The organism is Paenibacillus sp. NRS-1782, from assembly GCF_050467685.1.
Classification (GTDB): Bacteria; Bacillota; Bacilli; order Paenibacillales; family Paenibacillaceae; genus Paenibacillus; species Paenibacillus terrae_A.
In genome coordinates, this window is record NZ_JBITPH010000045.1 from 144,369 (window position 1) to 160,087 (window position 15,719).

15 protein-coding genes are annotated in these 15,719 nt (G+C 41.9%); all 15 read left to right on the forward strand.

The genetic code is table 11. The annotated features are described in order from the left end of the window. The first annotated feature begins 126 nt into the window (after nucleotides 1-126). The 15 genes from ACIFQM_RS18170 (at nucleotide 127) to ACIFQM_RS18240 (ending at nucleotide 15,698) form a co-directional block, all read left to right on the forward strand. Nucleotides 127-1,578, forward strand: a complete 1,452-nt coding sequence (locus tag ACIFQM_RS18170) for an NADase-type glycan-binding domain-containing protein (protein WP_430065930.1) — start codon at nucleotides 127-129, stop codon at nucleotides 1,576-1,578. Further along, nucleotides 1,578-3,017: an NADase-type glycan-binding domain-containing protein gene (locus ACIFQM_RS18175; RefSeq protein WP_430065932.1), complete on the forward strand. Its 1,440-nt coding sequence runs from the start codon at nucleotides 1,578-1,580 to the stop codon at nucleotides 3,015-3,017. Before ACIFQM_RS18170 ends, ACIFQM_RS18175 begins: the two co-directional genes overlap by 1 nt. A 24-nt stretch (nucleotides 3,018-3,041) precedes the next feature. Further along, on the forward strand, nucleotides 3,042-4,232 hold the full coding sequence (locus ACIFQM_RS18180; RefSeq protein ID WP_430065934.1) for a hypothetical protein: 1,191 nt from the start codon (nucleotides 3,042-3,044) through the stop codon (nucleotides 4,230-4,232). A gap of 26 nt (nucleotides 4,233-4,258) precedes the next feature. Further along, nucleotides 4,259-5,452, forward strand: coding sequence for a hypothetical protein (locus tag ACIFQM_RS18185; RefSeq protein ID WP_430038863.1), 1,194 nt, complete (start codon nucleotides 4,259-4,261; stop codon nucleotides 5,450-5,452). Continuing rightward, the gene (locus tag ACIFQM_RS18190) at nucleotides 5,449-6,591 is read left to right on the forward strand and encodes a hypothetical protein (RefSeq protein WP_430038861.1); all 1,143 of its coding nucleotides are present in this window, start codon (nucleotides 5,449-5,451) and stop codon (nucleotides 6,589-6,591) included. The genes ACIFQM_RS18185 and ACIFQM_RS18190 overlap by 4 nt, the downstream gene beginning before the upstream one ends. A gap of 50 nt (nucleotides 6,592-6,641) precedes the next feature. Then, a complete protein-coding gene (locus ACIFQM_RS18195) occupies nucleotides 6,642-7,256 on the forward strand; it encodes a hypothetical protein (RefSeq protein WP_430065936.1) in 615 nt (204 codons plus the stop codon). A gap of 47 nt (nucleotides 7,257-7,303) precedes the next feature. Next, the gene (locus tag ACIFQM_RS18200) at nucleotides 7,304-8,632 is read left to right on the forward strand and encodes a DUF4163 domain-containing protein (RefSeq protein ID WP_430065938.1); all 1,329 of its coding nucleotides are present in this window, start codon (nucleotides 7,304-7,306) and stop codon (nucleotides 8,630-8,632) included. A 20-nt stretch (nucleotides 8,633-8,652) separates the two neighbouring features. Beyond that, nucleotides 8,653-10,047 carry a hypothetical protein gene (locus ACIFQM_RS18205; RefSeq protein WP_430038857.1) on the forward strand — a complete coding sequence of 465 codons (1,395 nt, stop codon included), beginning with the start codon at nucleotides 8,653-8,655 and terminating at the stop codon, nucleotides 10,045-10,047. A gap of 29 nt (nucleotides 10,048-10,076) precedes the next feature. Continuing rightward, the gene (locus tag ACIFQM_RS18210) at nucleotides 10,077-10,223 is read left to right on the forward strand and encodes a hypothetical protein (protein ID WP_430065940.1); all 147 of its coding nucleotides are present in this window, start codon (nucleotides 10,077-10,079) and stop codon (nucleotides 10,221-10,223) included. Between the two features lie 233 nt (nucleotides 10,224-10,456). Then, the gene (locus ACIFQM_RS18215; protein WP_014278613.1) at nucleotides 10,457-10,801 is read left to right on the forward strand and encodes a hypothetical protein; all 345 of its coding nucleotides are present in this window, start codon (nucleotides 10,457-10,459) and stop codon (nucleotides 10,799-10,801) included. A 175-nt stretch (nucleotides 10,802-10,976) separates the two neighbouring features. Further along, nucleotides 10,977-12,050 carry an extracellular solute-binding protein gene (locus ACIFQM_RS18220; protein ID WP_430038854.1) on the forward strand — a complete coding sequence of 358 codons (1,074 nt, stop codon included), beginning with the start codon at nucleotides 10,977-10,979 and terminating at the stop codon, nucleotides 12,048-12,050. After that, entirely contained in the window at nucleotides 12,050-12,979 is a 930-nt protein-coding gene (locus tag ACIFQM_RS18225; RefSeq protein WP_430038852.1) for a nucleoside hydrolase, read from the forward strand. The genes ACIFQM_RS18220 and ACIFQM_RS18225 overlap by 1 nt, the downstream gene beginning before the upstream one ends. Before the next feature lie 27 nt (nucleotides 12,980-13,006). Continuing rightward, nucleotides 13,007-13,828 (forward strand): ABC transporter permease, encoded by an 822-nt coding sequence (locus ACIFQM_RS18230; protein ID WP_430038850.1) that lies wholly within the window; start codon nucleotides 13,007-13,009, stop codon nucleotides 13,826-13,828. A 6-nt stretch (nucleotides 13,829-13,834) separates the two neighbouring features. Beyond that, nucleotides 13,835-14,623 carry an ABC transporter permease gene (locus ACIFQM_RS18235; RefSeq protein ID WP_044644351.1) on the forward strand — a complete coding sequence of 263 codons (789 nt, stop codon included), beginning with the start codon at nucleotides 13,835-13,837 and terminating at the stop codon, nucleotides 14,621-14,623. A 16-nt stretch (nucleotides 14,624-14,639) separates the two neighbouring features. Beyond that, nucleotides 14,640-15,698, forward strand: a complete 1,059-nt coding sequence (locus ACIFQM_RS18240; RefSeq protein ID WP_283653703.1) for an ABC transporter ATP-binding protein — start codon at nucleotides 14,640-14,642, stop codon at nucleotides 15,696-15,698. Nucleotides 15,699-15,719 lie beyond the last annotated feature (21 nt).

The window sequence follows — 15,719 nt, forward strand, 5'->3', positions numbered from 1 at the left end:
GCAAATAAGCAATAGCTTAAACACCATAATAATATTTGATTCCAAGGTATTCTCACAGGAGAAAATAGTACTGTCCCGTTTAGCTAGGTAGGCTTTATTGAGAACGGAAGAGGAAGTGGTAAGAAAGTGAATTTTATAAAAATCATACTGATTGTTAGCTTTGTAGCCATTATATCAGCATGTAGTGGGATTAATGGAGAGGATGTTTACCCGTCCTCTCAATCCCAAGAAATATCATCACACAGGGTAACACAAGATAGTAGAAATGTTACTGAAAAAAAAGCACGGTGGCTTTTAAATGGGAACGAAGATCCGTACCCGACTCAATTTTTGACCAATTTAGATGATTCTACAGGAAAGACATATATACGTATCGATGACTTGATAGATGCGATGCAAACTAAGGAAGAACGAGTAAAATATCGCGACTCCCAAGTAACTGTCAGTAGAGTGTCTAATGATGGAAGTCGAATGGCGATTGTAAGGACAATCTCTGATGTGGAAGAAGGGGACCAAAAACACATTCTTGAGGTATATGATCTGAACTCAGGAAAAAAGGAGTCCGAGTTTGAATTGCCTCCAACGTCTTACCCTGTAGTCTCCCCTGATTTAGGGAAATATATTTATGAGTTGAACGAGCAAATATATTTATATGATGCAGTAAAGAGGAAAACAACAAAAATAGACCTTGGGAAACGTAAAATAAATTTAAGTATTATTAGTTCAGGATTATTTTCTCCAGATGGCACTAGATTCTGTTTTGAGGAAAATGACCAACCAGGTATCATTATGCTGAATCTGTCCGGTATTAGTGGAGCAAAACGTTTACTTGTAGGTTCTAAGGCTTCGCTTTTGCAATGGGATCAAGAGGATAAATTAATTTTAACAATTTCTAAGGGTGGTAAGACGTTTTTAGAAGAAATCTATTCGCTAAACATACAGACTGGAAAAAAACGAAGAATTAGCGAAGGAGTGGGCGAATTTATTCTATCTCCAGATCAAAAAAAACTAGTACTGGCAGATGATGAGGTTGTAAAAATGTTCATGATTGATATATCCAGTGGAAAAAAAGGAGATATTTCGTCCATTGTAAATGGCGAAGGAACATGGGTAGTTCCAATACAGTGGATTGAAACAAGAACTAATTATATGAAATATAGCAACAAGGTCAAAGTGAAAAAAATTACGGCCTCTTCCACACTTCCTAATCAGAGTAACTATTCTTTTAATGTGAACAATTTAACGGACGATAATAATTTAACCCCTTGGTGTGAAGGAACGAAGGAAGGCGGAGTAGGAGAAACGGTAACTATGGATTTGGGTTCAATTCAAGAGGTCAGAGGTATGGAGATGGTTGACGGTATTATACGAGTTAACAATAAGTATTTAGACGTGAATACAATCCAAAAAATGAAACTAGATTTTTCGGATGGACAATCTGTGGTGCTTGAGAACAATGACACACGCTTCAGGTTTGACGAACCCATACGAACATCTTTCGTTAAAATTACCATACTGGAAATAAAAAAAGGAGCGGACTTCCCAAATACTTGTATAGGTGAGCTGAAGTTATTGTGATGAGCAGTAGGAAACAAAAGAAAACTGCGGTGTGGATAAGTAAAATTACTTTACTCGTTATAATCTTTTCTATGCTATGCGGCTGTATACAATCGAATGAGGGCCAAAAAGTACAGGAGCGGAATGAAACTCATGCTTCTGTCTCTCAGTCCAAGAAGCTTCCCCCAACAAAAAGGGCTGTAAATTGGTTGCTTTTTGAAGCGGAAAATGGAAACATGCCCATGGAATATCTCGCTGATATGGATGATCCTACAGGCAATACCTATATTGATTTAGACGGCATTATAGATGAATTATATGCAAGTGAAGGTGAAGCGTATCCTGAATCTGAGTTGTATCTGGTTAGGTTCTCGGATGATGGCAGGCGGATCGCTTTATGTAGAGAGTCAACCGAATTGAATTATTTAATTATTAAAATCTTTGATTTGTCTACCACAAAGAAATTATATGAATTTAAGGTGCCGAATAGGGACTACGCTGTTATGTCTCCTGACTTACGCAAGTGTGTTTACACAGGGGATGCAGCCTTTTTTTATTATATGAACCAAGGGCAGGAAACTAAAGCATTAGGGCAATTAAATGATGGTCACTATCTCAATCTTCCAGTGTTTTCGCCTGACGGTAACCAATTTGCCCTTGTAGATGGTAACCATACTGTATTGATCTATGACTTGTCCAAGAATAAGCAAATTCAACAAATCAAGCTAGGGATAGAAGGAATACAGATCGAACAGTGGCTTTATAACGATCAATTGCTTCTCTCTTCTTATGATAATGATAAGACGTATATGTTCAATATACAGACAGGGGAGAAGAAGCTACTAATGAAAGCCACAGAATCTCCTGTTATAACCTTGGATAACCATAGGGTTGCTTATTTGAAATCAAAGGGTGAACTGCAACAACGAGACATCCAAACAGGTTTGACTATAAAATACTCCAACCCATTGCATAGGGTAGGTTATAATGTATCTCCTGAGCAATGGATACAGACTGCAACGGATTTGATGAAATATCAAAAAAGCATCCCGGCACAGAAAATCGTTGCTTCTTCTACACTTCCAAATCAGGCTGGAAACTCCTATGCTGCTAGAAACATTATGGATGGAGATGCGAGTACAGCTTGGTGTGAAGGAGTCAAGGGAGACGGGATTGGGGAGTGGGTCAAGATTGATTTCGGCTCTATGCAAGAACTGAAGGGGTTTGAGCTCATCAATGGCTTGGCTAAGTCATCTGATGCTTTCCAAGCAAATAATAGAGTTAAACGAATGAAACTGGAGTTTTCAAACGGGCAGACCATGATGGTAGATAATGATTTTATAAGGAACGAATTTCTTGATGCCCCCATTCACACCTCATTTGTGAAAATAACGATTGAGGCAGTAGAGAAAGGAAGCAAATATCACGATACCTGTATATCGGAGATACGATTCTTCTAGCATTTCTAAAAAAGGAGAAGACATATGAAGTGGAAAGAGCCAACGTTTGGTGCAACACCTATGTTGAAAGCTTTAACAACCGCTAATGCGCACAGGAAAGCCAAGGCTTTTGACCTTGCGGCAGAACAAAAGAAACAAGAACTGAATTATCCTGATTGGGCCCAGACCTGGATGCGTAAATACAAAGAAGATTGGTATATCGCTCAAGCCAACGGCGACGAGGTCGGTATGCGTAAAGCGCAAAAGCTAGCAGAGGGACTTCGAAGCAAGCTCCGCGAAATGGCCACGTTCCCCAAGTGGGCTCAAGAGCAGATGCAAAAAGAAACAATCCGCTGGATGGCTGCTGAGACAAGCGGAAATATCAAGCAGAAGTTGGCTGCTGAGAAGGCAGGACGTGCTATACGAGAGAAGTTGGGTCTGATCGATACCACTGATAAGACACCACCAGAAGTACCGGTTACCAACGAATCGAAGGATGAACCTGCAAAAACGAACGTAAAGACTCCGACTGGAAAATGGATACCTGCTGAATTCCAGTATAACGGTAGTTCTGAAGCTGAGAAAACTTTCAAAAAGCGCTCATTAAATTTCACTAAACAAAAATGGAACCAAGAAAAGTTGCACAGTTTGTGGGAAGCTACAAAAAGCATACAAGAAACATATAATATTCAAATTGATCCACGCCTTTTGTTAGCTATTATTATTCAGGAAGGGACGGGAAGTTTTAATACGAGCAGTACAAATAGAGCAGCTGATGGTCAGCATGGTGTTGAGACTAATTATGCAAAGGATTTGGTGAAGGCGAATAATTTAATTTTCGGAAAAATATTGGGGTATATTTACTATGGGAAAGAGTTTAGGCAAGTTGTAGTTAAAAACAACAACTTGGAGGGAATTAAAGGTAAGGGTGATATATATCAATACTGCAATTGGATAACTCCGATTGTAAGAATGAATTCGAAAAGAGTAGATTATGGGCCATATGCTGGTCATGGTACATGGGGTGAAGATGTAAAATCCATTTATGACAAATTAAGCAATAAAGAGTCAGATAATTATGACTTATATCTATCAAATATTAGTAAAAGCACAGCTCAAAATATTGCTAGCTCAGAAGGCATAAAACTTCCTGCTGTTACCTTCAAGGCACTCCAAAATGCCCAAGATAGTCATGGTAATGCGAATAAAAAGTGGACGGTAACGGGCAAACGATAAGCTGAAATTCGAAAAGAGGAAAAGAAATGTACAAGCTAAGTTACTGTTATTTCATTATGTTGCTTTTTTTGGTTTTAGGAGTAACCGCATGTAGTCTTTCAGACATCAATACTTATAACAATGAGAAAACAGCTACTGCTAAAGTTAAGCAAGAAAGCACGGGCTACTATCCAGATAAAAGAACAGACAAAGCCAAAAACGTTGTATCTTCCGATCCTAAGCCCCTGCAGGAAGAGGACTTTGAAATTTCATATCGATTACACAAAATTAATAAAAAAACAGATATTAAAGAACTTATTCATAAGTGGGGTTATGGTGAGGGGTACGATAGTTCCAATAGAGGATATATTAGTGGGAACGGGACTTACAGAAGGTGGAACTTATCTTATCCTAACTATGAGGATCCAGAAATAAGATTTGTAGTCTTATCTAAGATTGAGCTTGAAGGTGAGGAACTGGTGGATGGTGAAAGCTATCTTGTAGGTGTGAGCTTGGAAAATTCCAAGCTTAAAACGAAAAGAGGATTGAAGACTGGTGATACACTTGGCAAAGTACTGCAGCTCTACGGCCAACCGAGTATCATAACAAATGGGAGTCTGCTCTACTCCAAAAACGGCTTGCATTTGAGGATTCAGTGGGATACTAAAACGGAAAAAGTAAATAATATTTTCATTGAATATAACATGGAGAAATCCATAAAACAGCAACGCAGCGCTGATTATGTAGATGAAGATGCTCAACCCGACCCTGATCTGGAACCATATACTATACAAAAAGAACAATCTTTTATTACTACTCTTAATGGATGGGGAAAAGTAAAGTTTATATCCACTTTAAAAGATGAGGATGCAAATGATCTGATACAAGCAAAGTTTTTTTTGGAAGTTAACAGCCAAAAGTATGCGGATAACAAGATTTTATACGAGTTCCCCGAATTTTATGGTAACAACGGTAGGATGATTGACAGGATTAAAGCAGTAAGCTTTAAGGATTTAAATCAGGATGGGCGTACGGATATTGTCATAATTGCAGATTATATCACAGGGATTAATGCACACGGAGTAGAAACGCTTCCTGTCGCGGGGATTTACTTTCAGAAAAAGGACAATACGTACACTACCCTACCTGAATTGGATAAGAATATCAATCAAACAGGCCACAATCGAACGCTTCAAAATATCATTCAATACGTAAGCAAACAACGTATAAACGTGGAATGAATAATGTAAGAGGGGAGTTTTTTGAAATCAACTTTATAAAACAAAATAGAATACTATTTTTAATATTGTTATTTAGCCTGCTATTGAATGGATGTTCGGAAAAACACACGAACGAGAAGCAACAGGTAGCTGAGCCCATCAAACCTAGCACTCAAGTGATAGAGCAAAAAGCTGTGACTGAACCAGACCCTGCTGCTCAAGAACAAGATCGAAATAGCAATATTGTTACTCCAATAAATAAAAGAAGTAGTGCTCGCGCTACAGATTCTGACACATTGGATCAGTTTATAAAGAAAATTCAACCCAAGGATGAGCATCTTCAAAAAATATTAAAAGAAGATTTGGACCGTGATGGAAAGCCGGAATACGTGCTTGCTTTTGGGCTGGAAAAAGAGGAAATTGACAGCATATTTGTAATCCGGGAGGATGCTGGTTATCACATCATTGATAAATTAGAGGACCCAGTTATGGTTGTGCATCTTAATAAAGATGTGAAGATCATGAAGTTGGATCAAACAGAACAAAAATTTATCGTGGTATATTCCACTAGCGAAGTGGATGATGCAAAAGGACTCTCTATATTTGCTTTGGACGATAACCAAATTAACAACGTGAATTACAATTATCCAGAAGCAACAGGGCAAGGAAGCAGGAAGCTAGAGGACATTAATAAAGATGGTGTTTTTGAGGATGTGAGTTACTACCGTTTTCAGGATACTCAACAACATACAATAATGACTTATCAGAAATTTGATAGGACTGGACCAGAAAAATCAAAAGTACTATATGAGAACAAAAATAAAAAGTTTGTATACCCCACGATTCCTAAAGATATTATTCAAAATTATTTGGAGGATCATTATCTTATGAATCGCTTCTTGATACACTTGCCTGAAATGGCGGAATTCACAGCTTTGTCAGCAAGCCCGAAAAATAATTTTGAAGATATCATAGATTTTTCCGCTATGGACTATACCGGATTAGAGCTAGATATAAAAGAGATTGCTAATGAGGGTAACCAGAAGACGTTTTTAGTAAGAAGTAATTCAGAAGAAACAAACGAAGGAATTGTGTTTACGTTAGAAAAGCAGTCAGGCAAGTGGAGGATTATGAGTATAGAGATAAACGATAAATTGTAGAGAGCGTGATATCCAGCATGAGTTACTTGAAGTACGGGCGAATTTGTTACGTGCTGTTACTACTAATTTCCTGTGTAGTACTGAACGGATGTACGAAGGGAAATGATTCTTCAAAAGCAGCAACAAATCATACGCTTTCTCTCCAAAATGAAGCCAAAATGATTTCCTATTCGAAAAGGCTGAATACGTTGCTAGAGACACTTCATATAATCAGCAATGAGAATATGGATTCTGATGTCAGAGAAAGTAAGCTTCAGGACTTCACACAGGATCTTAATTTGTTGCTAAACGAACCAGAAAGTGTAGAGATGAAGGACGGAGAATTTGCAGAACAGTTTGATAACAAACTTACTGTGATAACGAAAACGTTCCAGTTAAAAAATCAACGGCTAAACGTTAGAGTTGTGAATTATAGAGCACCCAATATGCTAACAAGTACGATCGGAGGTAAATATACATTTGTTCAGTGGTGGAGTTCGAGGCAACTTGTACACGCCCAGATGATTGAGGATGGCGGGCCAGAATTGACTACAGACTTTGTGGTTCGAGATTCAGACCAAGGAATACAGTTGTGGTTAGGGGGCATGTCTCCATATATCATCCAGACCCCGTATTTGTTGATTTGTGGGAGTTGTCTGGGCAAAAGTGGACGCAGAAAAGTATAGATGTAGGTAAGATGAAGCTCCCGGATGCGTGGGAACTGAACAAGGATATGAATGAGCCTATTATTTTAGAGAGTCGACAACATGATAGCATGAGTATCGGAGTTTTAGACCACGGCGATGGCTTCTTCATAAACAGTGATGATTCTGAACAAAGCCTTATCATTGAGTTCTCCAAAAGTGGAGAAGTCCGTATTGATTCCGAATATAGCACCGCCTCGAATACTCATAGTGAACAGCAAAATTATGAACTCATTCAAGCGAAATATTCGGAAAATGGGATCGTGATTAAATATCCTCAAATTACAAAACTCAAGGATACTGTAAAGCAAAAATCTTTAAACCAAATTCTTAAGACCGAAGCTTTAAAAGGATTACGTGAATATGCCGATTCCGATACTGAGTTTCATGTCGAAATTGATTTTGAAATTAAACGGCAAAGTGAGCGGTTCTTGAGTGTTCAATATACGGGTATTCGTTATGTGAAAGATGCAGCCTATCCTAATCATATTTTTTATACGAGCAACTTGGATATGAAGCAGGCTTCAAGATTAAGATTAAGTGATCTGGTAAAGATCGAAAAACCTTTTTTAGAGCTTTTAAAAAGCGGGAAATTCTCAGCTATAGAGCCAGAACAAAAAGATTTACTTGGTAATTTTACTCAAGATGAGTTAAATCAATGGTTAACAGGTGCAGACCTACTAAAAGGTTCAACTGACGATTCAGAATTAGGTGCGTTTAGTTATCTTACAAGTGATTCATTGGGAGTGAGTATACCCGTGGCTCATGTAGTAGGGGACCATGCAGAATATGAGATTCGTCTTGCGCAAATTCCAGATAATATCAAGCAAAATAAAGAACTATGGAGTGAGCTAAGTCCTGTTGTTGATCAGCCCTCTCTTGTTGTTAGCGGTGAGAAATTGGATACCAATCAATATGAAATTGAAGAGTCACAATCTTTTCAAACCAGTATCGAAGGTTTTGGAACGGTGAAGTTTGTATCCACATATGGATATCCGGAAGGTCTTCGTAAATTCTTTTTCTTTCTATTAGATGATCAAGGACATATTTTATATCGATTCCCTGAGTTCTACGGTAATGGTGAGTGGGTCGCACGTTACGGAGGCGTAGAAGCGGTGGCTTTTAAGGATGTTAATAAGGATGGATTAAAAGACGTTATTATTATTGCTTATTATGAAACGGGATCTGGACCAGATGGTGCAAAGCCATTTCCAATAGCAGGCATTTATTTCCAGAAGAAAAATAAAACCTTTACCACGCTCCCTGCACTGGATCAGGCCATCAACGATCAGGGACATAATCAAACCCTTAAAGATGTCATTCAATACGTAGGCAAACAACGTATAGACGTAAACTAACCGACAAAAGGAGCAGAATCATGGGATATCCAATCATAAAGTATAACGGAACGGTTCTATCTCTTCAAAATCCGAAGGTTAAAGTTATGCAGAAAATGAATGAGCATGTGAAAGTCTTTTTAACGGGTGTGTTAACTGGCACTCAAATGGAAGAGTATACGGATCATATGGAGGCAGGAGCTAAGTTAGTTGTTTCTTACCTGAATGATGATCAGAAACAGATTGTGTTGTTCCGGGGATTAGTCACGCAGTTCAGAATCAAGTTGGTGTCCAATGTAGCTTATTTGGTCGCCGAGGCCCTATCCTGTACTAGCCAGCTGAATGAAGTGCCTCATAGACAATCCTTTCAAAATGTAAAAATGAAGCTGCAGGCTTTGCTTGAACATGTACTCAAATCATATCCTAAGGCTAATTGTACCAGCCGCTTAAAGGATCAGCTTTTACAGGGATTTACGATGCAATTCGACGAGACGGACTGGTCGTTTCTGAAACGTATAGCGTCTCGGCTTGGTTGGGGACTGATACCCGATCCGATAGGAGAGAACCCTCAGTTTTATTTTGGATTACCCGATGGTGTCCATAAAGGTGAGCTGAAACAGTATAACTACTCCATGACCAGAAAAACCAAACCAGGGGCAAGCAAAGACGACAATCTTTTGTATTATAAAGTGCAAACGACCGGGCCGAAAGATGTCCTGCTACAAATTGGGGCTGAGGTTAAATTCAAAGGGAAAGCTTTATACGTCTTGCAGTCGGTTGCGTTTATACGACACAATTCCTTATGGCATGAATATGTGCTAACCACCTCTGATGGAATGAAGCAGGAATTGATTGTAAACGAGAACATTCGTGGCATATCATTGAAGTCGAAAGTGATTGGAATTGAACAGGATCATGTGAAGGTATTCTTTTATGAAATGGATAAGGTTAAGCCGAACGTTAAGGAAACCTTTGCTTTTCCAACTGCTACATTTTATACATCGGAAGGGAATACGGGATGGTACTGTATGCCGGAGCTTTTTGACTTTGTAGACATCTACTTTCCGACCCATAACGAAAAAGACGCCATTGTAACCCACTCGATCCGAAAGAGATCCAAAGGCGGTGACTTTATTAAGGACCCTTCGACGAAGATATTTATGACTAAGTACCGCAAAGCTATTATATTTGAGAAAAATGAAATTTTAATCACGGGGAATGACGATGAAGTGGTGATTCGGCTGCTGGATGACCATGGAATCGAACTGCGGAGTAAAAAGGACATCCGTGTTAAGGCTGACGGCAACTTAGTATTCAATGCGGGTAACACAATACAAGTCACAGCGAAGGATGCCATCGGCTTAAAATGTAAAACAAGTCTGGTAGAAATGGATGGTAACATCAAAATGACCGGAGAAAAGATAAAGACGCAATAACTAAAACCATCATGAGAGGATAAAAAAGCATGGCTAAAGTAACTACTGGAGCAATCGTGAATGAGAAACCGCCTACCCAAGAAGATATGATCCAAGAATGGAAACGTAAAATAAGCAAAGGCGAATATCCTTTTATTTATGTAACTCAGCATCGTACCAAAAGTGAAGAACGGTAAAATTTATGGCTTAACGTTACTTGCCTATCCCAGGGGTTATGATATCTTAGCCGAAAAAAAGTACAAAAATATTCTAAAGCTCTACAATGCTCTACAAAGTTCGACATATTGTTCGCTTTTTCGCATCATATGTTATTACATTAGGGATTTTGTTTGCTATTTATCATATATTTATGTATAATCTATCGTGTTGAAAGGTTGATTGTACGTAATATGCTGATGAGGGTGGGTTCATGACGCTGCTCGACAGTAATGAAAGCAAGAAGCGGATGTGCCAGATTTACAACGAAATTTCAAAGGAACTGTTCGGCTTCGGGACCACGCTACTGCGGGCCACCGTTGAGAACAACATTGTTACCTTTGTGGCGAAGCACCGGCGTTCTCCACGCTCTGCGGCATTGGAAGTGGAAGCCCCCGGCTTGAAGCTGGAAGTGGATTTCCGAATGTCCATGCTGTATAAGAAGAGACTTCGCGAGAAGCTGATTGAGGATATGGGGCTCGATATTGAAGCTCTACTGCGCGACTATGATTCAGCAACGCAGTGGGCAATCACGAACATCATACTGAAGGAATCCTAATACAATTGGATATTCGGCTTTTCGCTTCGGATCTATCTGAGGGGAGAACCTGTTATAACGCGCAGCGGGATCAACTTATTCTTTGTTTACGAAGAAAAGTATTCTTGTTTTACAAGAGTACTTTTCTTTTTTGTGTTATCAGGTTCGCAGAATGAATAAACAGGGGGAGTTTCAAATGAAAAAATGGTTTAAAGGGTTCATGGCTTTGACCTTGGCATCTGTTGTGCTTGCAGGTTGCGGCAGCAATACTACCGGAGGTCAGGAAGATGGAAAAGGCAGCTCGGCTGATGGGAAAAAGAAGCTAATCATTTCCACATGGGGCTTCTCCGAAGACTTCTTTAACAAAGAAGTGTACGAGCCTTTTGAGAAGGAACACAACGTTGATATTGTAGTGGAGATTGGAAATAACGCAGAACGGTTGAACAAAATTAGTCAAGGAAGCACAGACGTTGATCTGATTTATCTGTCTGATTATTATGCCCAACAGGGGATCCAACAAGGTTTGTTTGAAAAGCTGGATCGCAGCAAAGTGCCAAACCTGAATCAAATTTATGACATTGCCAAAGCACCGCTGGGTGAGGAGTATGGCCCTGCTTATACGGTTGGCCGCCTCGGTATTGCTTACAACCCGGAGCTGGTTAAAAAGAATGTGACCTCTTGGGCTGATCTGTGGGGCAGTGAATTCAAAGGAAACGTGACCCTGCCGAACATTACGGCTACGGCTGGACCGATGGTTGTTGACGCGGCCTCCAAGGTAGCGGGTAGTAAAGAGTTTAATGAAGACCAGGCATTCGGGAAACTGAAAGAGCTGAGTCCGAATATTGTTAAGTTTTATAGCAAGACGTCCGAATTCGTCAACATGTTCAGTCAGCAGGAAATCGCGGGCGGACCGATTATGGAGATGTACTTCAAAGATTTGAAAGCAGCAGTGCCTGGAGCCAAATTTGTAGCGCCGAGTGAAGGGGCTTATGCAGTAATGAACACGATCAACGTGGTGAAAGGCTCTGACCAAAAAGAATTGGCTGAGGAATTTATCAACTGGCAGCTGAGTAAGGAAGTTCAAGAGAAGTCCGCCAAGGCGAAGGTTGATTCTCCGGTGAATACGCAGGTGGTGCTGTCCGGTGCGGATACAGAAGGAATTACGTATGGTGCAGATGTGGTCAACAAGCTGACCAAGCTGGATATGAAATTCGTCAATGACCATATCAAGGAATGGACGGATCGCTGGAACCGGGAAGTTGCCCAATAATGAAAAAAGTCATATTAGATGTAGATACAGGTATTGACGATGCGCTGGGTATTTTATTAGCCACCAAAAGCGGCCAGCTGGATGTTATAGCGATTACGACCGTGTGCGGTAATGTATCGCTTAAACAGGCAACATTGAACACATGCAAAATCCTCGATCTTTTGGATAGACCGGATATTCCGGTCTATCGGGGGGCCGATGCTCCCTTGATCCGTAAAGGATTGCATGAGCACCGTATTCATGGGGAAGATGGTATTGGGGGCGCATTGAGTGGAGTTGTCCCTGCCATTTCGGCGTCCGAAGGCTTTGCGCCGGACATCATCATTGATACAGTCATGGCTCATCCGGGAGAACTGACGCTGGTTTGCACCGGGCCGCTCACGAATCTGGCGTTGGCGCTTCTGAAATGTCCGGAGTTGACGCAATACGTCAATGAGGTCATTTTTATGGGTGGTGTTATTTACGGGTGCGGCAATATTACGCCTGTAGCAGAATATAACATGTATGCTGACCCGGAAGCGGCGCGGATCGTATTTCATGCCGGATTTGGGCGGTTGGTACAGGTGGGACTGGATGTAACACGGAAGGCACTGCTAACGACGGACCATATTGCCCGTCTCACTGATCCAGCGATTCGCAGCTATGTGGCTGAAAGCACGGCCATCTATACCAAGCGTTATGAAGAACGTAACGGAGTAAAAGCGTGTGCGCTTCATGATCCGCTTGCTGTAGGGGTTGCGCTGAATTCGAGGCTGGTGGAAACTTCGCCAATGTATGTCGATGTGGAAACCTCCAGTCGTATATGTGACGGACAAACGGTGGGCGATGTACAGAACCGTCTCAATCATAGCCCGAACATGAATGTGTGCGAACAGGTGGAAAGCGAGGCATTTCTGGAACTGTTTATTCAGGTGCTGAACAAGGAATAACATATTGATAACCGCAAGGAGCTACCCATGAAGAAAACATACTTGTATTGGCTGCTGCTGCCAGGTTTGCTCTTTCTGGCGGTGTTCATGGTCATTCCGATTGTGTTAACGATCGGCTCGACCTTCGTACAGAACAGCTCATTCACCCTAGAAGGTTATCTCCATTTCTTCAAGGACCCTTATTTTCTGAAAATATTGCTGACTACGCTGGAAGTCAGTATCGTTACGACGCTCGTATGCGTGCTACTCGGCTTCCCGACGGCTTATTATATTTCGCAAAAGGCCCCGCGCCGTAAAGGAATTTTGCTGGCGCTGGCTATCTTCCCCTTGCTGACCAGTCCGGTGGTGCGGTCATTTAGCTGGATGGTCATCTTGGGTCGCAAAGGGCTGTTGAATAACGTGCTCATCGATTTAGGATTCGTTGATGAGCCGCTCAATATTTTGTATACCCCGGCGGCGATGATTATTGGTCTGGTGCATTTGTTTTTACCGCTGATGATTATTTCACTGATTGGTGTACTCGAAAATATCGACGGTGATCTCGTCCATGCAGCTCAGAGCCTCGGTGCCTCCAAATTCAGCGCATTCCGTAAAATCGTATTTCCTCTGTCTGTGCCGGGCCTGATTATCGGAAGCATTCTCGTTTTCGTGGGCAGTCTGACGGCTTATACGACACCAGCACTACTTGGAGGAAAACAGCGCGTCATTGCTACATTTTTGTATCAGAACGCCATGACGCTGAATGACTGGTTTCTCGCCTCCGTTATTGCAACGATTATGATTGTCATTACATTTATCGTGGTCGGTCTCTTAAATAAGGCGGCCCATAAACTCAATCCGAAGGGGTAGGTGGATATGCGGGAGAAACATTACGGACTAGGCTTCTTTAGCCTGCTGGTCTTCGTCTTTCTGCTCGGTCCGCTGTTGATCATATCGGTCACTTCTTTCGAGCCGGGCACGGTATTAAAATTCCCTCCGCAGGGCTTTTCCTTGCGCTGGTATCAAAATATTTTTGAGGTGGACCTGTTTATGTCCACGTTCAAAACGTCGATTGTCGTCTCTCTGCTGGGTAACATTTTGGCGCTGCTGATCGGCATGCCTGCTGCTTATGCGCTTAGTCGTTTTTCGTTTCACGGGAAGGATGCGCTGAATGCCTTGTTCCTCTCCCCGCTGCTCATACCGGGTATTGTGCTGGGCTTTACACTGCTGCGTTATCTGATCATTGTTTATCATTTGCCGGTATACGCAGGACTGTTGATCGGACATACGGTGATTATGCTGCCGTTCATTATACGGGTCATTGCGTCCAGCTTGTCCAACTTTGATTTTGCGATTGAGGAAGCAGCGCTCAGCTTGGGAGCCGGACGGCTTGAAACCTTTTTCAAGGTGGTTCTGCCCAACATCCGTTCGGGTATTATTGCGGCTATCCTGATTGCCTTTCTGGAATCATTCAACAATGTCGACATTTCCGTCTTCATGACAGGACCGGGATTCAGCACCCTGCCTATTCAAATGCTGACCTACGTCGAAAATTATTTTGACCCGACGATTGCAGCGATTTCGGTAATGCTGATGATTTTGACCGGTATTCTGATGTTCTTGATTGAACGACTGATGGGATTGTCTTACTTCACTAAAAGGTAATGGAGGCTTCAACCATATGGCACTGCTTACTCTGGATCGTGTATCGGTCGCTTATGATAACCAATTGATCTTGCAGGATTTCGATTTGCAGCTCGAACGGGGGCAATTGCTCTCGTTGCTCGGACCGAGTGGATGTGGCAAAACGACCACGCTTCGTCTGATTGCAGGATTTCTCGAAGCTAAACAAGGGACGTTTTTGTTTGGCGATAAAGATTACACCCGGGTTCCGGTGAACAAGCGGAATTTCGGTTTTGTATTCCAAAGCTATGCGCTTTTCCCGCATTTGTCCGTTTTTGATAATGTTGCCTTTGGACTGCGGCTGCGCAAGGTGAAGGAAGATGATATAAAACGCCGTGTTATGGCTATGCTGGATACAGTCAGTCTGGGGGGCTTTGAAAAGCGGTTTCCCGGTGAGCTGTCCGGTGGACAGCGTCAGCGTGTTGCGATTGCGCGGGCGCTTGTGATTGAACCCGACCTGCTGCTGTTCGATGAACCCCTGAGTAATCTGGATGCGAACCTGCGTGTGAATATGCGTGTCGAAATTCGCCGTATTCAACAAGAATTGGGGATTACCACGGTATACGTATCGCATGATCAAGAGGAATGTTTTTCGATTTCTGATCGGGTTGCGATTATGAACAAGGGGAATATCGAGCAGTTGGATGCGCCATCAACGATTTTTAAATATCCAACCACCGAATTTGTCGCCCGTTTTATCGGATTCAATAATTTCTTGTCCTTTGACGAACGCGTTGAGGAGGGGGAACGAATTCTCCTGAGTACAAGCGATCTTTCGTTTAGTGTGGCCCGTAATCAGGGTACAGTCCAGCCGGGTGCCCGTCAGGGGGCTATTCGTCCGGATGATTTGGTTATCCGCACAGCAGGCAATGAGACGGGAGAAAATGAGCTTCCCGGCATCATTAAAGTGAGCACTTACCTGGGGCGCAGCTATCAGTATGTGGTAGAAACGGCGAAGGGAAGCTTCACCGCCAATCAGGAGATGGACACGCCGTACCTGAGCGGTCAACGGGTTACCTTGCATTTTCCGGCAGATAAAATGGTACTGGTCCAATAATCAGCGGGTTCGATGAAGGAG

Bases quoted from the DNA above. Each gene is read 5' to 3' on its own strand.
- ACIFQM_RS18220 (WP_430038854.1), top strand. From the start codon at position 10,977: ATGAAAAAATGGTTTAAAGGGTTCATGGCTTTGACCTTGGCATCTGTT.
- ACIFQM_RS18180 (WP_430065934.1), top strand. From the start codon at position 3,042: ATGAAGTGGAAAGAGCCAACGTTTGGTGCAACACCTATGTTGAAAGCT.
- ACIFQM_RS18190 (WP_430038861.1), top strand. From the start codon at position 5,449: ATGAATAATGTAAGAGGGGAGTTTTTTGAAATCAACTTTATAAAACAA.
- ACIFQM_RS18225 (WP_430038852.1), top strand. From the start codon at position 12,050: ATGAAAAAAGTCATATTAGATGTAGATACAGGTATTGACGATGCGCTG.
- ACIFQM_RS18215 (WP_014278613.1), top strand. From the start codon at position 10,457: ATGACGCTGCTCGACAGTAATGAAAGCAAGAAGCGGATGTGCCAGATT.
- ACIFQM_RS18210 (WP_430065940.1), top strand. From the start codon at position 10,077: ATGGCTAAAGTAACTACTGGAGCAATCGTGAATGAGAAACCGCCTACC.
- ACIFQM_RS18185 (WP_430038863.1), top strand. From the start codon at position 4,259: ATGTACAAGCTAAGTTACTGTTATTTCATTATGTTGCTTTTTTTGGTT.
- ACIFQM_RS18205 (WP_430038857.1), top strand. From the start codon at position 8,653: ATGGGATATCCAATCATAAAGTATAACGGAACGGTTCTATCTCTTCAA.
- ACIFQM_RS18230 (WP_430038850.1), top strand. From the start codon at position 13,007: ATGAAGAAAACATACTTGTATTGGCTGCTGCTGCCAGGTTTGCTCTTT.
- ACIFQM_RS18200 (WP_430065938.1), top strand. From the start codon at position 7,304: ATGAATGAGCCTATTATTTTAGAGAGTCGACAACATGATAGCATGAGT.
- ACIFQM_RS18240 (WP_283653703.1), top strand. From the start codon at position 14,640: ATGGCACTGCTTACTCTGGATCGTGTATCGGTCGCTTATGATAACCAA.
- ACIFQM_RS18175 (WP_430065932.1), top strand. From the start codon at position 1,578: ATGAGCAGTAGGAAACAAAAGAAAACTGCGGTGTGGATAAGTAAAATT.
- ACIFQM_RS18235 (WP_044644351.1), top strand. From the start codon at position 13,835: ATGCGGGAGAAACATTACGGACTAGGCTTCTTTAGCCTGCTGGTCTTC.